This window comes from uncultured Intestinimonas sp. (assembly GCF_944387245.1).
In the GTDB taxonomy this organism is placed as follows: domain Bacteria; phylum Bacillota; class Clostridia; order Oscillospirales; family Oscillospiraceae; genus Intestinimonas.
Window position 1 is genome coordinate 1 of sequence record NZ_CALXEE010000017.1, and the last position, 18,474, is coordinate 18,474.

Below are 18,474 nucleotides of genomic sequence, written 5' to 3' on the forward strand. Positions count from 1 at the left end.
CTGTGCGGTCTGCGCCGCCGGGGCTACACCCCCCGCTCCATCCGCAACTTCTCCGAGCGCAACGGCGTGAGCAAGGCCGCCTCCACCGTGGAGTTCGCCTTCCTGGAGCACTGCCTCCGGGAGGATCTGAACGACGTAGCCCTCCGCCGGATGGCGGTTCTCCGCCCGGTGAAGCTGGTCATCACCAACTACCCTGAGGGCCAGAGCGAGACCTTCACCGTGGAGAACAACCCCAACCGTCCCGAGGACGGCACCCGTGAGGTCACCTTCTCCCGGGAGATCTATGTGGAGGCCGAGGACTTCCTGGAGACCCCCGTGCCCAAGTACAAGCGTCTCTACCCCGACGGCCCCGAGTGCCGCCTGAAGGGCGCCTACCTGATCCAGTGCACCGGCTGCAAGAAGGATGAAAGCGGCAACGTGGTGGAGATCTACGCCACCTATGATCCCGACAGCCGCGGCGGCGATCCCGCCGACGGACGGAAGGTGAAGGGCGCCACCATCCACTGGGTGGACGCCGCCACCGCCGTGGACGCCGAGATCCGGCTCTACGACAACCTCTTTTCCGACGCCGACCCCGACGCCGGCGACAAGAATTTCCTGGACTGCCTGAACCCCAACTCCCTGGAGGTCCTCAGCGGCGCCAAGGTGGAGCGCTGCCTGGCTGACGCCCAGGCCCCCGCCTCCTTCCAGTTCCTGCGCCAGGGCTACTTCTGCGTGGACAACAAGGACTCCAAGCCCGGCCATCTGGTTTTCAACCGCTCTGTGAGCCTGAAGGATTCTTTCAAATTCTAAGCGGCAGCGAACGGCGGACGGCCAGAGGCCGCCCGCCGTTTTTAATTCCGCACTTGGAGGTCATAAAAGATGAAGCAGTATCTCTTCCGCAACGACTACTCCTTCGGCGCCCATCCCAAGGTCCTCTCCGCTCTGGCTGAGACCAATCTGGAGGGCAACATCGGCTACGGCGATGACGCCTACTGTGATCGGGCCAAGTCTCTGATCCGGGATTTGTGCCAGTGCCCCCAGTCCGAGGTGCAGTTCCTCATCGGCGGCACCCAGACCAACTTCACCGCCATCGCCGCCTTCCTGCGGCCCTGGGAGGGCGTCATTGCCGCCGACTCCTCCCACATCAACGGCCACGAGGTGGGCGCTGTGGAGGCCACCGGCCACAAGATTCTCCAGATCCATACCGGTTCTGACGGCAAGATTACTCCGGCGCAGATCGCGCCCATCCTGGAGCGGCACAAGGACGTACATCTGGTCAAGCCCCGGCTGGTGGAGATCGCCGATGCCACCGAGAGCGGCATGGTCTACACCAAGGCTGAACTCACCGCCCTCTCCGAGTACTGCCGGTCCAATGACCTGCTCCTCTTCCTGGACGGCGCCCGGCTGGGCTCCGCCCTGGCCTCCTCCCAAAATGACCTGACCCTCCCCGATCTGGCCCGGCTCACCGATGCCTTCTACATCGGCGGCACCAAGAACGGCGCCCTCATGGGCGAGGCCCTGGTCATCACCAACCCCGCCCTCCAGCCCGATTTCTTCCGCATCAAAAAGCAGCTGGGTGCAGTGCTGGCCAAGGGCTGGCTGCTGGGGGTCCAGTTTGAGGCCCTGCTGAAAGACGGCCTCTACTTTGAGATGGCCCGCCACGCCAACGCCATGGCCGCCCGTCTCCAGGCCGGCCTGAAGTCTCTGGGCTGGAAGCTGTGGGTGGACTCCCCCACCAATCAGGTTTTTGCCGTGGTGGACAACGCCACCAAAGCCAAACTTGACACCCTGTGCGCCTATGAGGACTGGTGCCCCGCTCAGGAGCCCGGCCACACTGTGATCCGCTTCGTTACCTGCTTCGCCACCGCCCCCGAGGACGTGGACGGCTTCCTGGCCGCCCTGCGCTGACAGACAGGAGGGACCCAACTGTGGATATTATGTACTATCTGAAGATCAAGATCCCAAACACCATCTACCGCATCGCCCAGCTACTGGAAATTCTGGTCAGCGTTCTGGTGATCCTCGCGATCCTGTTCTCCTTTGCCACCATCTTTCACCAGTTGGGCCTTATGGCCACAGATCCCAGCAGCGTGGACGGCCTTCAGTCGTTCCTGTCCACTACCTTTACTGTCGTCATCGGCATTGAGTTTCTGAAAATGCTCAGCCGTCACAACCTGAGCTCGGTAGTGGAGGTCCTCCTCTTCGCGATCTCTCGCCAGATGGTCATCGAGCACACCTCCCCTGCGGAAAATCTGCTGATGGTGGCCGCCATTGCCGCTCTCTTCCTCATCCGCAAATTCCTTTTCATCCCCGGACTAGACGATAAGCAGACCCTTACCGTTCCCCGCTCCGATGACCCCATAGAAGAACACATCGGCGCTGGTCGTCATTGAACAAAAGAGCACGCCCCATCACTCAGATGGGTCGTGCTCTTTTTCTGCTTCCTCCGGCGGAGTCTCCGGAGGGACAGACTCTCTTTTCTCCACTCTGGAGAACCGCACGCACTGGAGCAGCACCCACAGGGCACACAGCGCCGCCGCCGCCAGCGGCATGGCCCAGGAGGCCTGACCCAGTGGCTCATAGATGCTCCCCAGCGTGGTGGAATAGGGGATGAGCCGCTGGGTGACCGGCGACCAGGCTATCTTATATACTCGGAGGCCGATCATTCCCCAGCACAGGGCAGTCATGCACCACACCGCCGGAATCCACCGCCGGTGTCCTCGGCCCAGCAGGGGCAGAGACCCCAGCACTGCCAGGATGGCCAGACAGAGGGAGAAGGCCGACTCCTGCCCCTCGTAGAGCGCGACCGGCAGATCCGGCCGCTCATAGAAGAGCCAGAAGGCGGCTGCCAGCCAGGGGACCAGCCCCGGCAGCAGCCGGCGGATGGGCGGCCGGACCAGTACCAGCCGCAGACGGCACGCATCGCCGCCGCTGCTCCAGCGGAAGACCAGGTACTGGATCACGGCGGTCAGTCCCACGGCGCCCACCAGGATGGCCAGAGCCCCAAACAGGATTGATCCACCCTTTCCGCTCAGTAAAAGTCCCTGAACGGAGGCACCCAGCATGGCCTGCGAGGAACCAAACAGCGTCAATGCCACTGCGGCGATGACCGTCTTGGTCACAAAGGTGAGATTCACCGCCAGACACATCAGGGCATTGGAGATCTGAAACCAGCGGCTGTGATAGGTGTAATACTTTTGCAGGTAGACACCATAGGCCATGCAGCCCAGGTAGGCGCAGTAGCACAACACCATGGGCATAAAGAGGTCCAGCAGATAGAAGAGCACACCGCCGCCCAGGGCAAAAGCAAAGGACAGCAGACTCTGCCAGTCGGCCCGGCTCAGGGACCGGATGGGCTTCTCCCCGTCCAGCAGGTCGTCCACTGCCACCCCCAGAGCCCGGGCCAGGGGTACCAGCAGAGGGACGTCCGGATACCCGCCGCCGCTTTCCCACCGGGAGACCGTCTTGTTGCTCACCCCCAGCATGTCGGCAAGCTCCTGCTGAGTGAGGTTTTTATCCCGCCGGTACTGCTTCAATCGTTCTGAAAAGCTCTGTTCCATTTGGGTCTCGCCCCCTTTCTTTGGCGTCATTGTACCATGGAATCGGCTCCCGACGCCACCCCATTGCCCGGGAATTCTGTCTCGCATACCGGGAATTGCCCCAAAAACACAAGACCCCGGGCCAAAGATACGGCCCGGGGTCACCGGTTCAAAACAGGTCCTTCTTCTTCAGGATCACGGCAATGACACCAATGATGACGCCGGTGATAATCAGCGGCACCCACCAGAACTGGTCCAACGGCAGCCCGCTACCGTTGATATTCATGCCATAGAAACCAAAGACGATGTTGGGGATGGTCAGCAGGATGGTGATGGAGGTCAGCACCTTCATGATGACGTTCAGGTTGTTGGAAATCACGCTGGCAAAGGCATCCATCATACCCGAGATGATGGAGGAGTAAATGTTGGCCATCTCAATGGCCTGACGCACCTCAATGAGCACGTCCTCCAGCAGGTCGTGGTCCTCCTCGTAGAGGGTGATGATACGGCCGCGGAGGATCTTCTCCAGCGTCACCTCGTTGGCCTTCAGTGAGGTGTTGAAGTAAACCAGAGACTTTTCCAGATCTAGGAGCTGAATGAGCTCCTTGTTCCGCTGGGACTTGTAGAGCTGGCGCTCCATATAGTTGTAGATCTTGTCGATCTGCTTCAGGTACTGGAGGAAGCGTTTGGCCACCTGCAGCAGCAGATAGAGGATGAAGCTGGTCTTCTTCTGGGTCTCCGCATTCTTCACCAGGCCGTCCTGGAAGTCCCGGATGATGGGGGTCTCCTTCAGGCAGACGGTGATGATGCACTTCTCCGCCACGATGATGCCCAGGGGAAGGGTGGAGTAGACTACCGCGTCCCCCTTCTCCACCGCGGGGAGGTCGATGATGATGAGGGTCTGCCCGTCCTCGGTATCGATTCGGGAGGTCTCCTCCTCATCCAGTGCAGCTCTCAAAAAGCCTGGGTCAATGCCCAGCAGCGCGGTGACGGTGGACATCTCGTCCTCCGTGGGATAGGTGAGGTTCACCCAGCAGCCGTCCTCCGCCTTGTCCAGTTTGGTCATCTGGCCGTTGATGGTCTTGTGAATGGTCAGCATTGGTATCACGCCTTTCCCGGCACGGGAAAATGGGTATAAAAATCCCGCACCGCCTCATTTTGCCGCCCCTGCGGGTCTCCCCGCCCGGGCTTGAACGGCGAATCAGGCGTGCGGTACTCACCGGCCAAATCGGTCAGACGCAGAGCCTATACGCCGTGCTACGTACATGATGTCTTCGACTCAAAGGGTCACCGCTCACGGCGCATATCACTCCTTCGGTTTACGGATCGTCTTTCCCACTGTGGAAAGACATATTTATGCCAAATTGTGGGATATATGCCCACGAATAAACCATTTTACAGTTTATTCAGCAGGTATTATTATAAGCCCCTTTCCTTCGGATTGCAAGCCCTTTTGGATCTGATGCCGTCCTTTCCCCAGCAAAATACCACTGTCAGTGGCAGCCGTGCGGTTTCGACAGAAAAGGCCCGGAGCCATACGGCTCCGGGCCCTGTTGATCCACTTTTTACTTGTCCCGGTTGAAGATCTTGAAGATATCCACAAAGGGGTCTTCCTCCGGCTCCTCCGAAAGGGGCTCCAGCGCAGGGCGGTCGTTGGCTCCACCCGGTGTCTTGGCCCCGCCTCCAGCCCGCTCCTTGCCGGCAGCGTCACGGCCGTTGGAGAACACATTGTTGGAGAGCCCGCCAGCGCCCTCTTCAAAGCCGGTGGAGATGACGGTGACCCGGATCTCATCCTCCAACTCCTCGTCGAAGGCGGCGCCAAAGATGATGAGGGCATCGGGGTGGGCGGCCTGCTGCACCAGATTGGCGGCGGTCTCCACCTCTTCCAGGCCGATGTCCATGGAGCCGGTGACGTTGACCAGCACGCCGTGGGCGCCGTTGATGGAGGTCTCCAGCAGGGGGCTGGAAATGGCCATCTTGGCGGCCTCCTCGGCCTTGTTCTTGCCGGCGGCCCGGCCCACTCCCATGTGAGCCATACCGGCATCCTTCATGACGGCGGTGACGTCGGCGAAGTCCAGGTTGATGAAGCCGGTGTTCTTAATGAGGTCGGAGATGGACTGCACCGCCTGGCGCAGCACATCGTCGGCAATTTCAAAGGCGTTCTGGAAGGTGATCTTCTGATCGGTGGCAAACTTCAGACGCTCGTTGGGGATGATGACCAGGGAGTCCACCTTGCCCCGGAGCTCCTCGATACCGGCCTCGGCCTGGAGCATGCGGCGGCGGCCCTCAAAGGCGAAGGGTTTGGTGACCACGCCCACGGTGAGCAGTCCGGCCTCCTTGGCGATATCGGCCACGATGGGCGCCGCACCGGTACCGGTGCCGCCGCCCATACCGGCGGTGATGAAGACCATGTCCGCATCCTCCAGCGCCTTGGCGATCTGGCCCCGGCTCTCCTCAGCGGACTTGCGGCCTACCTCCGGATTGGAGCCGGCGCCCTGGCCGCCGGTGAGTTTCTCGCCGATCTGGATCTTGTAGGTGGCGCTGGAAGTGGTCAGCGCCTGCTTGTCCGTATTGACCGCGATAAAATCTACGCCCTGTACGCCGGAGCGCACCATGCGATTGACAACGTTGCTGCCGCCGCCGCCCACACCGATGACCTTAATGGTGACGACGCTCTCAGGCCCTGTATCCAATCCAAAAGCCATGCCCGTTCCTCCTATGTAAACAACTAGTGATAGTAAAGCTATGCAGACTGATTCCAATATACTGTATTGTATCTCTCTTTCCCAGTTAGGTCAATAGCCTGCGCAAGATTTCGTTCCACTTTCCCCGTCAACTTCCGGCCGTTTTCGGGATAAATCGGGGCTGATCCAGGGTGAGATCCACCACTCCTGTCTCATTTGACTGAATGATGCCCTGGGCCATGGATTCGGTGAGCACCCGGGTCTGCCACATGAAATCGTCGCTCATGCGCATCTTCACCGTGAGACGCCCATCATAGACCATGGAGATCTCGGCGGCGGAGGAGAGATCGATGGAGGATACCTCGCCCAGAATGTCCCGCTGCTCCAGAGCGGAGAGCAGGTCCATCAGGCTCTCCAGCTTGAGACCCTCGGCATCCTCCACCGCCAAAGTAGTCCCCACGGCGGGGAGCAGGGCGGTGAGTCCGGAGACCTCCGCCACACCCGCCTGCTCCGGCTTGGAGACCTGCTCCAGGATCTTACCCTTGGCGTCTATGATCCACCAGCCCTCATCCCCTTGAATGACGGCAGCCGGTGTGCGCTCGGTGACATTGATGACCAGTCCATCGGGCAGGGCGTGGCGGATGTTCACCTCATCCACATAGGGGAGGGTGGAATAAATTTTCTGCGCCGTCCGCGAGCTCCCCACCAGGAACAGGTTATCCCCCTTCTCCACCCCGGAGGCATCGATGATCTCCTGGGCAGTGTACCGGCTCACGCCGGTGACGGTGATGTCCTCCACCCGGAAAAAGACCACACAGCCCGCAGCGATCACCACCAGGATGATGATGAGGGAGAGCACTTTATAGAGGAAACCGAAGCGTCCCCGGTTTCTCCGCTTTCTTTTGTTGGAACGCCGTGATGCCATGGGTCCGCCTCCGGATTCGTTCTCTTTCTTCCTTGTTGGGTCAGTATACCACACAAAGGTAAGGAAATCGTTAAGAAATCCTTACAACTTGGGCAAGCCTCCCCCGTCGTCCTCCAGACGGCGGATATGGGCGCCCAGGCCCCGCAGCGTCTCTTCCAGCCCGTGGTAGCCCCGGTCAATGTGGCTCAGGCCCTCAATGTGGCTCACCCCCTCCGCTCCCAGGGCGGCCACCACCAGCGCAGCACCGCCCCGCAGGTCAGCGGCACGCAGCGGCGCTCCGTGGAGTCTCTCCACACCGCACACCACCGCCACCCGGCCCTCCACCCGGATTCTGGCCCCCATGCGGCAGAGCTCATCCACATGGCGGTAGCGGCTTTCAAACATGTTCTCCACAAAGACGGTGGTCCCCCGACTCCTGCACAAGGCCGCCATCACCGGCGGCTGGGCGTCGGTGGGGAAGCCGGGATAAGGGGCTGTGCGGATGGGCCGCACTCCCTGGAGAGGGCCATCCCGGCGGATAGAGATCCGCTGTTCCCCGCTGCGGACCCGGCAGCCCGCCTCCGTCAGGATGGCAGTGACGGTGGAGAGCTGACGGTAATCGGTGCCCAGAATCTCCGCCTCTCCCCCGGCCGCCGCCACCGCTGAGAGCAGAGTTGCCGCCACGATCCGGTCGGGCATGACGGTGTGCTCTCCGCCGTGAAGCGTCTTTCCTCCGGTGACGGTGACCGTGGAGGTCCCCGCCCCCCGGACGTCAGCCCCCAGGGTGCGCAGAAAGCCCTGGAGATCTACGATCTCCGGCTCCCGGGCAGCATTGTTGATGACGGTGGTCCCCGCCGCTCCGCAGGCGCAGAGCATGGCGTTCTCCGTGGCCCCCACGCTGGGGATGGAGAGGTCGATCTGGCAACCCCGGAGCCCGCCCTTGGGCAGGGCACAGTGGAGGGCGCCACCCTCCTCCCGGATCTCCGCTCCCAGGGCCCGGATGGCCGCCAGGTGCAGGTCGATGGGCCGGGGCCCCAGCTCACAGCCCCCGGGCATGCTCAGCTCCGCCGCCCCGGTACGGGCCAGGATGGCCCCCAGAAAGATCACCGAGGAGCGCATCTCCCGCATGAGGGCGTCGGGCACGTCGTTCCGGGTGAGCCCGGAGGCGTCCACCGTCACCGTGTCACCGGAGCGCTCCACCTTGCAGCCCAGGTGCTCCAGGATCGCTATGGATGCCCGCACATCCGAGAGATCGGGACAATTATGTACCACACTGACGCCGGGGCACAGCACCGCCGCCGCCAGAATAGGCAGGACGCTGTTTTTGGCCCCGTGGACTATGGCCGTCCCTTCCAGCGTTCTGCCGCCTTCCACTTGATAAATGCTCATGACCGTCCACCCTCCGCATGTTGATGGTTTCAGGCCATACTATGCGTCCGGGCGGACGGGTGACAGCAAAGGGCGTTACTTCCCCTCTTTCATGAGGGACATAAGGGTTTGATAAATCTCCTCGGCGGCGTCGGTAACTGAAAGGCCGGTCAGGGCCTTGGACATGGCCGCGCGTTTCTCCGGGTCGGCCAGCAGAGCCTTGACCTCCCGGTAGAGGGCGGCGCCGTCGATCTCCGGCTCCAGCAGCACCACCGCCGCCCCGTGGTGCTCCAGCACCCGGGCGTTCTTCTCCTGGTGGTTGTTGGTCACGTTGGGAGAGGGCACCAGCACGCAGGGCTTGGCGATGGCGGTGAGCTCCGAGATGGTAGAGGCGCCCGCCCGGCACACCACCAGGTCGGCGGCGGCCATGACCAGGGGCATATCGTAGATATACTCCCGCACCTCCGCCCCGCCGGTGAGCTCCACACCGCGCTCCGCCAGAGCGGCGGTGAGGCTCTTATAGTTCCGCCCGGCGCCGTGGATGTGGTGGAAGGGGAAGCCCTCCGCCGCCTCGGCCTGGAGGAAGTCGGCCATATACCGGTTCATGACGTCGGCACCCAGACTTCCCCAGTAGGAGAGGACCAGAGGACGGTCGTCGGCCAGGCCCAAAGCCTCCCGGGCCTCCTTTCGGGTGTGATCGAAGAAGTCCCGCCGCACCGGCGTACCGGTGACCACTACCCGCTCCGGGTGTGGGTAGTGCTTTCGGGAGTCCTCAAAGCCCACCATGACCCGGTCCACCACCTTGGACAGGAGCTTGGTGGTGAGGCCGGGCACAGCGTTGGACTCATGGACGGCAGTGGGGATACCCCGTCGGGCGGCCTCCTTCACCACGGGGTAGGAGGCGTAGCCGCCGGTACCCACCACCAGGTCGGGCTTGAATTCATCCAGGATGGCCCGGGCCTGCCGCCGGGCCTGGGGCAGGGTGACCACTGTCATAACATTGTGCTTGATGTCCTTCCACTTCCACGCCCGGTGGATGGTGTTCACGTGGACCGTGCGCAGCTCGTAGCCCTCGTGGGGCACCAGGGTCCGCTCCATGCCGTTGTCCGCCCCGGCGAAAAGGACTTGGCAGTCCTGGTGCCGGGACTGAAAGAGCCGGGCCAGGGCAATGGCCGGGTTGATGTGGCCGGCGGTGCCGCCGCAGGTAAAGAGAATCTTCACTTCAACACCTTCTCATCCGGCTTTGGGAGCCGGGATCTGTCTGGATACGCTGAGGACGATGCCCATCTCCACCAGCTGAATCACCAGGGCGGTGCCGCCGTAGCTGAAAAACGGCAGGGAGATGCCGGTGGGGGGAATGAGGTTGGTGACCACGCCGATGTTCAAAAAGACCTGGACGGCCACCTGGGTGGTGATGCCCACGATGAGGAGGGCGCCGAACCGGTCCCGGGCATGAAGGGCCAGCCAGTAGCCCCGGATGATGAGCAGGGCGAAGAGGAGAAGGATCATGGCCGCACCGATGAAGCCCAGCTCCTCACACACGATGGGAAACACATAGTCGTTCTGAAGTTCAGGGAGATAGAGGAATTTCTGTCTTGAATTTCCAAGGCCAAGGCCCAGCAGGCCTCCTGAGCCAATGGCGTAGAGGGACTGGACGATCTGGTAACCGTCTCCCTGGGTATCGGTCCAGGGATTCTGCCAGATGGCGATGCGGTCGGCCATATAGTCGGTGGTGTTGACCACCAGCCACAATGCGGCCACCATGAAGGCGCCGCCCGCCGCGAACCAGCCCAGCCGGATACCGGCGGCAAAGAGGATGGAGGCGCCGATGGCCAGGATGAGGATGGTGGCGGAGAGGTGGGGCTGGAGGAGGAGCAACCCCGCGATGATGACCAGCACCACGCCGTAGGGCACCAGCTCCAGAAAACCGATGCGGTCCAGCAGCTCCAGGAAGTGGCCGGAGTAGGTGCGCTTATTGAAATGGCGCTTTTTTTCCGTGTTCCGCTTGGAGAGCCGGGCGGAGAAGTAGAGGATGACGCCCAGCTTGGCGGCCTCAGAGGGCTGCCACCGGGGCAGCGGGCCAATGGCCCGAATCCAGCGGTTGGCACCGCCGCCGCTGGCGCCGATGCCGGGGATCTTCACCATGACGAGCAGGATGATGGAGCCCACCAGGGCAAAGACGGAGAGCCACCGCAGGGTTTGGTAGTTGATCTTGCTCATGATATACATGATGACCACACCGCCGACAGCAAAGAGACCCTGGCGCATAAAATAATAGGTGGGGTCATCCATGTTGTAGAGGGCGTCGGCGTAGGAGGCGGAGAACATCATGATGACGCCGATGGCGGTGAGCAGCAGCACCAGCATGAGAAAGGGCAGGTCCAGTGGTCCCCGTGCCAGCTGTTCCTCCACGGTGAGGTCACGTTTGAGTTTTCGGGCCATCGGATCTCCTGCCTTTCAGGGTAAATTGAGGATTTTAGAAGAGGTTCGCGTCCAGGAAAGCGGCATACCGGTCCATCACGCCCACAAAGGCCAGGGCACAGAAGAGAAGGGACACCAGTGCAAAGACGGCCACCACCTTCTTCTCACTCCACCCACACATCTCAAAGTGGTGGTGGAGGGGGGCCATCTTAAAGATGCGCTTGCCATGGGTGACCTTGAAATAGGTCACCTGAATGATGTCGGAGAGGGTCTCAGCAATATAGACAATGCCCACCAGGATCAGGACCAGAGGCATGTCGAAGGCAAAGGCCAGGCCGCACACGGCGCCGCCCAGGAAGAGGGAGCCGGTGTCGCCCATAAAGACCTTGGCGGGGTAGTGGTTGTAGATGAGGAAGGCACACAGACCGCCGAAGAGGGCGCCGCCGAAAACACCCAGGTCGGCCACACCCCAGTACCAGGCCACGGCGGAGAAGAAGGCGGCCACGGGCAGGGTGACGCTGGAGCTCAGGCCGTCCACACCGTCGGTGATGTTGACAGCGTTGACAGTGCCCACCATGACGAAGGCGGCAAAGGCCATGTAGACCACCCAGGGCAGCTCAATGGTGATCTGGAGGAAGGGGATATAGAGGTGGGGGGCCAGGTAGCCGAAGTACCGCAGCAAGGCGGTGAAGGCGATGGCGGCGGCCAGTTGGAGGAGGAACTTGGGACCGGCGGTGAGGCCGGTGTTCTCCCGTTTCTTCACCTTCTCATAGTCGTCCAGGTAGCCGATGACACCGAAGACCAGGGCGAAGCAGAAGACGAAGAGAGCCCGAAAGTCCCCCCGGAGCAGGTCGGGCCAGCCGATGAGGATGATGGTGGCCAGGATTCCGAAGATGAACATCAGTCCGCCCATGGTGGGGGTCCCCTGCTTGGACATGTGCCAGGTGGGGCCGTCCTCCTTGATGGACTGACCGGCCTTCATCCGGCGCAGTACGGGGATGAGGAACTTGCCGGCCACAGCCGACAGCACAAAGGAACAGAGCGCGGCGATCAGAATTCTCATATTTTCAACCTCCTGGGGAAAGTCCCGAAAGGGGATTATATCACGGCCCACTGGAAACCACAATCGGAGAAATCCACAGATTGCGGACATTAGGCCTCTTTTTTCCCAAATATCGCTCGTCGGGCGAAGTGCTGAGCCACCACTTCCCGCTCATCCAGGTGGCGGCGCTCTTCCCCTACCTCCTGGTAGGTCTCATGCCCTTTCCCTGCCAGCACCACCACGTCGCCGGTGGCGGCCAGGTCCAGGACCCTGTGGATGGCCTCCACCCGGTCGGGCTCTACCACCACCGGGGTGGCCGCTCCGTCCATGCCCCGGAGGATATCGTCGATGATGGCCTCCGGCTCCTCGGTGCGTGGGTTGTCAGAGGTCACCACCACCAGGTCGGCAAGGTCCGCCGCGATGGCACCCATCACCGGCCGCTTGGTCCGGTCCCGGTCACCGCCGCAGCCGAAGAGGCAGAGAACCCGCCGGTCGGTGAGGTCCCGGACGGTGGTGAGGATGTTCTCCAGGGCGTCCGGGGTATGGGCGTAGTCGATGATGACGGTATAGGCCGCCGGTACCGGCACCACCTCCACCCTGCCCTTGACCCCCGGGGCCGACCGCAGGGCGGTGACGATCTGTTCCATGCCGATGCCCAGGTTGAGGGCGCAGGCGATGACGCCCAGAGCGTTATAGATGGAAAAGCCGCCGGGGATGGGCAGGAAGACCCGGCCGATGGTATTTTGGGCCACCGCCTCAAACTCCACATGGCTGGGGTAGAGCCGAAGGTTTTTGGCCACCAGGTCGGCCCGGTCCTTCCGCTCGGAGTAGGTAAATACAGGACAGGGAACGTGTTCGGCGTACCATCTCCCCGCCTCGTCGTCCAGGTTGAGGATGGCCAGATCGGTCTGGCGGAAGAGCCGGCCCTTTGCGTCCCGGTAGGCCTCCATGGTGCCGTGGTAGTCCAAATGGTCCTCGGTGAGGTTGGTAAAAATCCCGGCGGCGAAGCGGACGCCGAAGGTCCGCCGCTGGTCCAGGGCGATGGAGGAGGCCTCCATCACCACGTGGGTGCAGCCGGCGCTGACCATGGCCCGGAGCAGGGCCTGGAGCTCATAGGACTCCGGGGTGGTGCGGTTGGCGGGGAGCACCCGGTCTCCGATCAGGTTCTGGTTGGTGCCGATGAGGCCCACCTTGGCCCCCAGGGCACTCTCCAGCACCGCCTTCAGGAGGTAGGTGGTGGTGGTCTTGCCGTTGGTGCCGGTGACGGCCACGCAGGTGAGCTTTTCCGCCGGATGGCCGAACCAGTTGGCGGAGATCAGCGCCAGGGCAGCCCGGGGGTCCTCCGCCACCAGCCAAGGACCGGGAAAGCTCGGGGCACGGCGGCAGAGGACCGCCGCCGCCCCCTTTTCCAGCGCCTCGGCGATGAAGTCCTGCCCGTCGGCCTTGTAGCCTGGCAGGGCCGCGAAGAGGTTCCCCGGCGCTATGGTGCGGGTGTCGTAGCTGATGCCGGTGATCTCCGTGTCATCTTTCCACGTCCCGCCCCTCAGGGGCACTCCCTTCCGCAGCTCCTCCAGTCGCATGACGCGCCTCCCTTACTCAATGGATGTTGGAGATGTTTCCAATGGCGGCATAATCCTGCACCGCGGTATCCATGAACTGCACCTCCACCACGGTGCCCGGGTCCACCATGGTACCGGCCGTGATGGACTGTTCAGTGGCGATGGTGGTATCGGAATAGTCGGTGACGCCGATGGGCCGCATATACAGGCCCAGCTTCTCCAGTGCCTGCTCCGCTGCCGACGCCGTCATGCGGATGAGGTCGGGGACGGAGACCTGCTCCGTGGGCTTTTCGGCGCCCAGGTACAGGACTACCTCGCTCTTGCCCGGGATGGAAACGCCCTGGGCGGGGAGCTGGTCGGTGACGGCGGCGCCGTCGCCCACCACCCGGTAGCCCAGACCCTTGGACTGGAGCAGTTTGATGGCGTCAGCCTGGCTCAGGCCCACGGCGTTGGGCACCACCACATCGGCGTAGGAGCTGTCGCTGTATACCTTCTCCACACCCAGGTAGTCCAGGATGTCGGCGATAAGGGAACCAGCGGACAGGGCGCCCATGTTGCCGCCGCTGATGTAGAAGCCATGGGAGGTATAGTCGCTGCCCGGCACCACGGGGGTGGGACTGTCGAAGGCGATGAGGACCACGATCTGGGGATCGTCGGCGGGGGCCACACCCAGGAAGGAGACAATGAGGTCGCCGGTGTCCTCGTCCCGCTTCTCGGAGGTACCCGTTTTGCCGCCGATGCGGTAGCCCTCCACATTGGCGTTTTTACCGGTGCCGCCGTTGACCACGCCGTAGAGCATCTCCCGGACCATGGCGGAGGTGGACTCGCTGACCACCTGCCGGACCTCGGTGGGCTCGGTCTGCTCCACCACATTGCCCTCCTGGTCGGTGAGGGCCTGCACCACATAGGGCTGCATCAGGTGACCACCGTTGACGGCAGCGCTGGCGGCGGTGATGAGCTGGATGGGGGTGAGACGGAAGGTCTGGCCGAAGGAGGCGGTAGCCAGGGAGACCTCGCCGTAGATGCCGGTGAAGTAGTCGTGGGTCCACACCAGGTTGGTGTTGTCGGCCTCCCCCTGGATGTCGATGCCCGTCTTGCCGATGATGCCGAAGTCCAGCAGGTACTGGTAGAACTTTTCCGCCCCCAGGGCCTGCCCGATCTCGATGAAGGCGGGGTTACAGGAGTTGGCCACCGCCTGGGCCAGCGTCTGGCCCCCGTGGCCCTCATGTTTGGAACAGCTGATGCGCCGGTCAGCCACGATCTTATAGCCTGGGCAATAGAAGTGAGAATTCTGGTTGACCACGCCCTCCTCCAGGGCGGCGGCCAGGACCATGATCTTGAAGGTGGAGCCGGGCTCGTAGGTGTCGGTGACCACCCGGTTGGTCCACTGGGTGTACTGAGCCTCCTGAAGTGCCTCGGCATAGGCGTCCTCATTGGCGGAGGGATCGTTCTGGACCTTTTCCAGATAGGCCGCCAGGACGGGATCGGTGATGCTCCGGGGCTGGTTGAGGTCATAGTTGGGCGAAGATGCCATGGCCAGGATGGCCCCTGTCTTGGGGTTCATGACAATACAGAAGCCGCCGTTGCGGACCTCATAGGAGGTGATTCCGTCGGCCAGGGCCTTTTCACAATAGCTCTGGATGGTGGCGTCAATGGTGAGCTGGACGTTGAGCCCCGGCTGAGCATCCACATAGCTCTCGTAGCTGGAGAGCATCTCGGTGCCGTCGTTTTTCTTTGCGGTGACCACCCGGCCCGGCTCCCCGGCCAGCAGGTCCTCATACTTGGCCTCGATGCCGTAGGCCCCCCGGTTGCCATCATTGACATTGACCCAGCCGATGACCTGGGCGGCTAGGGAGCTGTAAGGATAGACCCGCTTGGTATCGGGTAGGAGATAGACGCCGGGATAGAGGCCATTTTCCTCCTGGAAGGTGCGCACGGCAGTGGAGACATCGTCGTCCACCCGCCACTGGAGCACCTCATACTGGGAGCCGGTGTTCTCCATGCGCTTGAGGATGGTATCGGTCTCCACCCCCAGGATTTCCGCCAGGCCCTCGGCCACGAACTCCTGATAGCGACCAGCCATGGCGGCACTCTCGGCATCGGTGAGCTGGTTGCCCTTGGCGGCCTTCTTCCCCCCCGACTCGGCCTTGGTCTCCTCTGCTGCCAGGATGTCCTTGGGGGAGATGACCACATTGTAAACATCGGTGGACACCGCCAGGATATTCCCCTGGGAGTCATAGATGGTACCTCTGGGGGCGGTGACCAGCATATCCCTGGTCTGCTGGCTGATGGCCTTCTCCTGGTAGAAGCGGTAATCCACGATCTGGATCTGCCACAGCTTCCATAGCAGGGGAACAAAGGCCAGCACCCCGAACACCGCCATCAGGAAGATGGTGCGCCCCAGGATGGTGCGGTTCTGGCGGCAGTCGGTGCCGCCTGTGCTGTTTTTGCGCTCTTTCTGTGCCATGCTGGTCTCCTTATGCTCCGGATGATGAACAAGGGCGTAAGAAAAGCTCTGTTTTCTTACGCCCTTTGGTTCTCTCTATGGCCCGCTTCTCTCCCACTGTATGCGTGGGCTCAGCGGAAATATGACAGTGCGCTGTCGATCATCCCCTGCACCGTAGCCAGGAAACCCGTGCCCGTGCTTTCCTGGTCGTAGTGGACCACACTGTCGGCTTCGGAGAGATCCAGGGTATAGATCTGTCCCGCCGCAGGCTTGACCATGCTCCCGTCAGCGGTCACCTTTTCTTCGATGGTGCTGGGGTCAAAGGCCAGCTCGTACTGGGCCATGAGCTTGGCCTCCTCACTCTGGAGGTCGGAGAGCTCGCTCCGCAGGGAGACCACCTCGTCGCTGACCATGGTGAGCTGCACGGTGCTGAGCATGAGCAGCACAGCAAAGACACCCACCGCCAGGAAGCCCACCACCGCGAAGACAGAGATCTGCCCCGCCTCCCGGACCCGTACCTTGGGCCGGGTGAGGGCCCGCTCTCTGGGACGGACCTTGGGCTGGGGACGAAGGACCTCGGACCCGCCCCGCTCCTGAGGGCGGGCGGCGGGCTGGGCATAGGCCAGGTTTCCATAGGTACCACGCGGGTGGTCGTATCTGCTTTTTCTCCTGGCCGCAGCGCTCGCCATGCAGGTCACTCCAATCTCTTTCGTGTTGGGAGCGCAACGCTCCCTCCCGCCCCTTCAGGGGCGCCTCTCTATCGCTTCTCCGCCACCCGCAGCTTAGCACTGCGGGCCCGGGGGTTTTCCTCAATCTCTTCCGCTGTGGGCAATATGGGCTTCCGGGGCGTCAGCGTGATCTGCGGCTTCTTGCCGCACACGCACACCGGAAAGTCCGGGGGACAGGTACAGCCCTTGGCGAACTCCGCCAGGACGTTTTTCACAATGCGGTCCTCCAGGGAGTGGAAGGAGATGACGCACAGCCGACCTCCCGTCGAGAGCCGAGGCACCGCCGCCCGGAGCATCCGGTCCACGGCGGCGAGCTCATCGTTGACGGCGATGCGGATGGCCTGAAAGCTCCGCTTGGCCGGGTGCTGCTTCTCCCGCAGGGCCTGGGCCGGCATAGCGCTGCGGATCACATCCACCAGCTCCAGCGTGGTACCGATGGGCGCCTCTGCCCGCCGGCGTACGATAGCAACAGAAATTTGAGGGGCATACCGCTCCTCACCATACTGCCACAAAATCCGCCTTAACTCCTCCTGAGACCACTCATTCACCACCGTGTAGGCGGTGAGGGTCTCGGAGCGATCCATCCGCATGTCCAGCGGCGCGTCGTGCATATAGGAAAAGCCCCGCTCCGGGTCGTCCAGCTGAGGGGAAGACACTCCAAGATCGAAGAGCATTCCGTCCACTCCTGAGATTCCCCGCTCGTCCAGCAGTTCGGCCAGATCGCCGAAGTTGCCATGGATGAGGGTCACCTTGTCCATGTGGCCGGCCAGCCTGTCCTCCGCCGCATCCAGCGCAGCCTGGTCCCGGTCGATACAGATGAGCCGGCCGGTGGTCAGTCGGGAGACGATCTCCCGGGAATGGCCTGCCCGCCCCAGGGTCCCGTCCACATAGGTCCCCTCGGGACGGATCTTCAGCCCCTCCAGACACTCCTGCAGAAGCACCGGCTTGTGGATATAGGTCACGGCGGCACGCCTCCCTCTGTCTTACAGCTCCAGAGAATCCATGAGCGCCGCCATCTTCTCGGGCGTCATTTCCTCCTCCTCGGCGTTCCAGCGCTCCGCGCTCCAAATCTCCGCCCGGTCGTGGACGCCGATGATAACCACGTCCTTCCCCAGGTCAGCGTACATCCGCAGCCTCTGGGGGATGACAATGCGCCCCTGGCTGTCCGGAACGCATTTCACCGCGTTGGCAAACAGAGAGCGCATGGCTTTTGACTTGCTAATGGGGAGGGAGGAGAATTTCTCCGTAAAGCGGTCCCAGCTCTCCTGGGGATAGATGGCCAGGCAGGTATCCACCCCCATGGCCAGATAGAAGGTCTCGCCCAGCTCCTCCCGGAGCTTGGCAGGGATAAACAGCCGGCCCTTGGCGTCGACACTGTGTTCATAGGTGCCGGTCACGCTGCCCAAGCTGTGCCCCTCCCTCCATTTCGCTCTACTTTACTCCATTTCGCTCCACCAGTAGTTTCAGTATAATGGTTCCGCCCTAAAATTGCAAGGGTTTATTCCCTCTTTTTTCTCCGAATATCCCAGATATTTCGGGAAAAATCGACCATTTTTTGTAATAAAACATTTGTTCTATTGCAGTTTTGAACCTGCTCCTTCAGGCCCTTTTTTGGCAACATTTTGAAAAAGGGGCCGTTCTTTTCCGGACCGGTGGTTTCTCGGTACATTTTTGCACCGTTTGTGGAAAACTTTTTCCCATCACAAAAGAGGGCAAAAAAGCGGCAGGGCAAATCACAGATTTGTCCTGCCGCCGTTGATGGAAAATTTTTTATATAAAACGGGGACAGGTCCAAGGACCT

The 18,474-nt window shown here is 62.0% G+C and carries 16 protein-coding genes and 1 pseudogene; 3 read left to right on the forward strand and 14 right to left on the reverse strand.

Annotated features, from left to right (window positions below; translation table 11 throughout):
* From Q0K15_RS03925 to Q0K15_RS03935, 3 genes and pseudogenes are all read left to right on the forward strand, one after another.
* Nucleotides 1–792: pseudogene (locus Q0K15_RS03925) on the forward strand (glutamine--tRNA ligase); the annotation flags it as partial.
* Between the two features lie 69 nt (nt 793–861).
* A complete protein-coding gene (locus Q0K15_RS03930) occupies nt 862–1,890 on the forward strand; it encodes an aminotransferase class I/II-fold pyridoxal phosphate-dependent enzyme (RefSeq protein WP_294512484.1) in 1,029 nt (342 codons plus the stop codon).
* A 29-nt stretch (nt 1,891–1,919) separates the two neighbouring features.
* Nucleotides 1,920–2,375, forward strand: a complete 456-nt coding sequence (locus tag Q0K15_RS03935; RefSeq protein ID WP_294512604.1) for a phosphate-starvation-inducible PsiE family protein — start codon at nt 1,920–1,922, stop codon at nt 2,373–2,375.
* 18 nt (nt 2,376–2,393) lie between these two features.
* Here the strand turns inward: Q0K15_RS03935 and Q0K15_RS03940 are convergent, their stop codons facing one another.
* The 14 genes from Q0K15_RS03940 to Q0K15_RS04005 all read right to left on the reverse strand — a co-directional run bounded on the left by Q0K15_RS03940 (nt 2,394) and on the right by Q0K15_RS04005 (nt 18,468).
* Entirely contained in the window at nt 2,394–3,542 is a 1,149-nt protein-coding gene (locus tag Q0K15_RS03940) for a helix-turn-helix transcriptional regulator (protein WP_294512487.1), read from the reverse strand.
* Between the two features lie 148 nt (nt 3,543–3,690).
* On the reverse strand, nt 3,691–4,620 hold the full coding sequence (locus Q0K15_RS03945) for a magnesium transporter CorA family protein (protein WP_294512490.1): 930 nt from the start codon (nt 4,618–4,620) through the stop codon (nt 3,691–3,693).
* A gap of 466 nt (nt 4,621–5,086) precedes the next feature.
* Entirely contained in the window at nt 5,087–6,226 is a 1,140-nt protein-coding gene (ftsZ, locus tag Q0K15_RS03950) for a cell division protein FtsZ (protein ID WP_294512493.1), read from the reverse strand.
* A 127-nt stretch (nt 6,227–6,353) separates the two neighbouring features.
* On the reverse strand, nt 6,354–7,130 hold the full coding sequence (locus Q0K15_RS03955; protein WP_294512497.1) for an FtsQ-type POTRA domain-containing protein: 777 nt from the start codon (nt 7,128–7,130) through the stop codon (nt 6,354–6,356).
* Between the two features lie 81 nt (nt 7,131–7,211).
* Nucleotides 7,212–8,498: a UDP-N-acetylglucosamine 1-carboxyvinyltransferase gene (gene murA / locus Q0K15_RS03960; protein ID WP_294512500.1), complete on the reverse strand. Its 1,287-nt coding sequence runs from the start codon at nt 8,496–8,498 to the stop codon at nt 7,212–7,214.
* Between the two features lie 75 nt (nt 8,499–8,573).
* Nucleotides 8,574–9,698, reverse strand: coding sequence for an undecaprenyldiphospho-muramoylpentapeptide beta-N-acetylglucosaminyltransferase (gene murG / locus Q0K15_RS03965; protein WP_294512503.1), 1,125 nt, complete (start codon nt 9,696–9,698; stop codon nt 8,574–8,576).
* Between the two features lie 12 nt (nt 9,699–9,710).
* Nucleotides 9,711–10,919 carry a putative lipid II flippase FtsW gene (gene ftsW / locus Q0K15_RS03970; protein WP_294512506.1) on the reverse strand — a complete coding sequence of 403 codons (1,209 nt, stop codon included), beginning with the start codon at nt 10,917–10,919 and terminating at the stop codon, nt 9,711–9,713.
* 34 nt (nt 10,920–10,953) lie between these two features.
* Entirely contained in the window at nt 10,954–11,961 is a 1,008-nt protein-coding gene (gene mraY / locus Q0K15_RS03975; protein WP_294512510.1) for a phospho-N-acetylmuramoyl-pentapeptide-transferase, read from the reverse strand.
* Between the two features lie 89 nt (nt 11,962–12,050).
* On the reverse strand, nt 12,051–13,520 hold the full coding sequence (locus tag Q0K15_RS03980) for a UDP-N-acetylmuramoyl-L-alanyl-D-glutamate--2,6-diaminopimelate ligase (RefSeq protein WP_294512513.1): 1,470 nt from the start codon (nt 13,518–13,520) through the stop codon (nt 12,051–12,053).
* A gap of 16 nt (nt 13,521–13,536) precedes the next feature.
* The gene (locus Q0K15_RS03985) at nt 13,537–15,966 is read right to left on the reverse strand and encodes a penicillin-binding transpeptidase domain-containing protein (protein WP_294512517.1); all 2,430 of its coding nucleotides are present in this window, start codon (nt 15,964–15,966) and stop codon (nt 13,537–13,539) included.
* A 110-nt stretch (nt 15,967–16,076) separates the two neighbouring features.
* Entirely contained in the window at nt 16,077–16,634 is a 558-nt protein-coding gene (locus Q0K15_RS03990; RefSeq protein WP_294512520.1) for a hypothetical protein, read from the reverse strand.
* A 68-nt stretch (nt 16,635–16,702) separates the two neighbouring features.
* A complete protein-coding gene (rsmH, locus tag Q0K15_RS03995) occupies nt 16,703–17,635 on the reverse strand; it encodes a 16S rRNA (cytosine(1402)-N(4))-methyltransferase RsmH (protein WP_294512523.1) in 933 nt (310 codons plus the stop codon).
* A gap of 21 nt (nt 17,636–17,656) precedes the next feature.
* Nucleotides 17,657–18,070 (reverse strand): division/cell wall cluster transcriptional repressor MraZ, encoded by a 414-nt coding sequence (gene mraZ / locus Q0K15_RS04000; RefSeq protein ID WP_294512606.1) that lies wholly within the window; start codon nt 18,068–18,070, stop codon nt 17,657–17,659.
* Between the two features lie 101 nt (nt 18,071–18,171).
* Nucleotides 18,172–18,468 carry a hypothetical protein gene (locus Q0K15_RS04005; protein ID WP_294512526.1) on the reverse strand — a complete coding sequence of 99 codons (297 nt, stop codon included), beginning with the start codon at nt 18,466–18,468 and terminating at the stop codon, nt 18,172–18,174.
* Nucleotides 18,469–18,474: the final 6 nt, after the last annotated feature.

Excerpts from the sequence above, each read along its gene's own strand:
- Q0K15_RS03945 (WP_294512490.1), bottom strand. The coding sequence starts at position 4,620 with ATGCTGACCATTCACAAGACCATCAACGGCCAGATGACCAAACTGGAC.
- Q0K15_RS03990 (WP_294512520.1), bottom strand. The coding sequence starts at position 16,634 with ATGGCGAGCGCTGCGGCCAGGAGAAAAAGCAGATACGACCACCCGCGT.
- Q0K15_RS03940 (WP_294512487.1), bottom strand. The coding sequence starts at position 3,542 with ATGGAACAGAGCTTTTCAGAACGATTGAAGCAGTACCGGCGGGATAAA.
- Q0K15_RS03955 (WP_294512497.1), bottom strand. The coding sequence starts at position 7,130 with ATGGCATCACGGCGTTCCAACAAAAGAAAGCGGAGAAACCGGGGACGC.
- Q0K15_RS03930 (WP_294512484.1), top strand. The coding sequence starts at position 862 with ATGAAGCAGTATCTCTTCCGCAACGACTACTCCTTCGGCGCCCATCCC.
- Q0K15_RS03935 (WP_294512604.1), top strand. The coding sequence starts at position 1,920 with ATGTACTATCTGAAGATCAAGATCCCAAACACCATCTACCGCATCGCC.
- Q0K15_RS03985 (WP_294512517.1), bottom strand. The coding sequence starts at position 15,966 with ATGGCACAGAAAGAGCGCAAAAACAGCACAGGCGGCACCGACTGCCGC.
- murA (WP_294512500.1), bottom strand. The coding sequence starts at position 8,498 with ATGAGCATTTATCAAGTGGAAGGCGGCAGAACGCTGGAAGGGACGGCC.
- Q0K15_RS03980 (WP_294512513.1), bottom strand. The coding sequence starts at position 13,520 with ATGCGACTGGAGGAGCTGCGGAAGGGAGTGCCCCTGAGGGGCGGGACG.
- ftsW (WP_294512506.1), bottom strand. The coding sequence starts at position 10,919 with ATGGCCCGAAAACTCAAACGTGACCTCACCGTGGAGGAACAGCTGGCA.
- ftsZ (WP_294512493.1), bottom strand. The coding sequence starts at position 6,226 with ATGGCTTTTGGATTGGATACAGGGCCTGAGAGCGTCGTCACCATTAAG.
- mraY (WP_294512510.1), bottom strand. The coding sequence starts at position 11,961 with ATGAGAATTCTGATCGCCGCGCTCTGTTCCTTTGTGCTGTCGGCTGTG.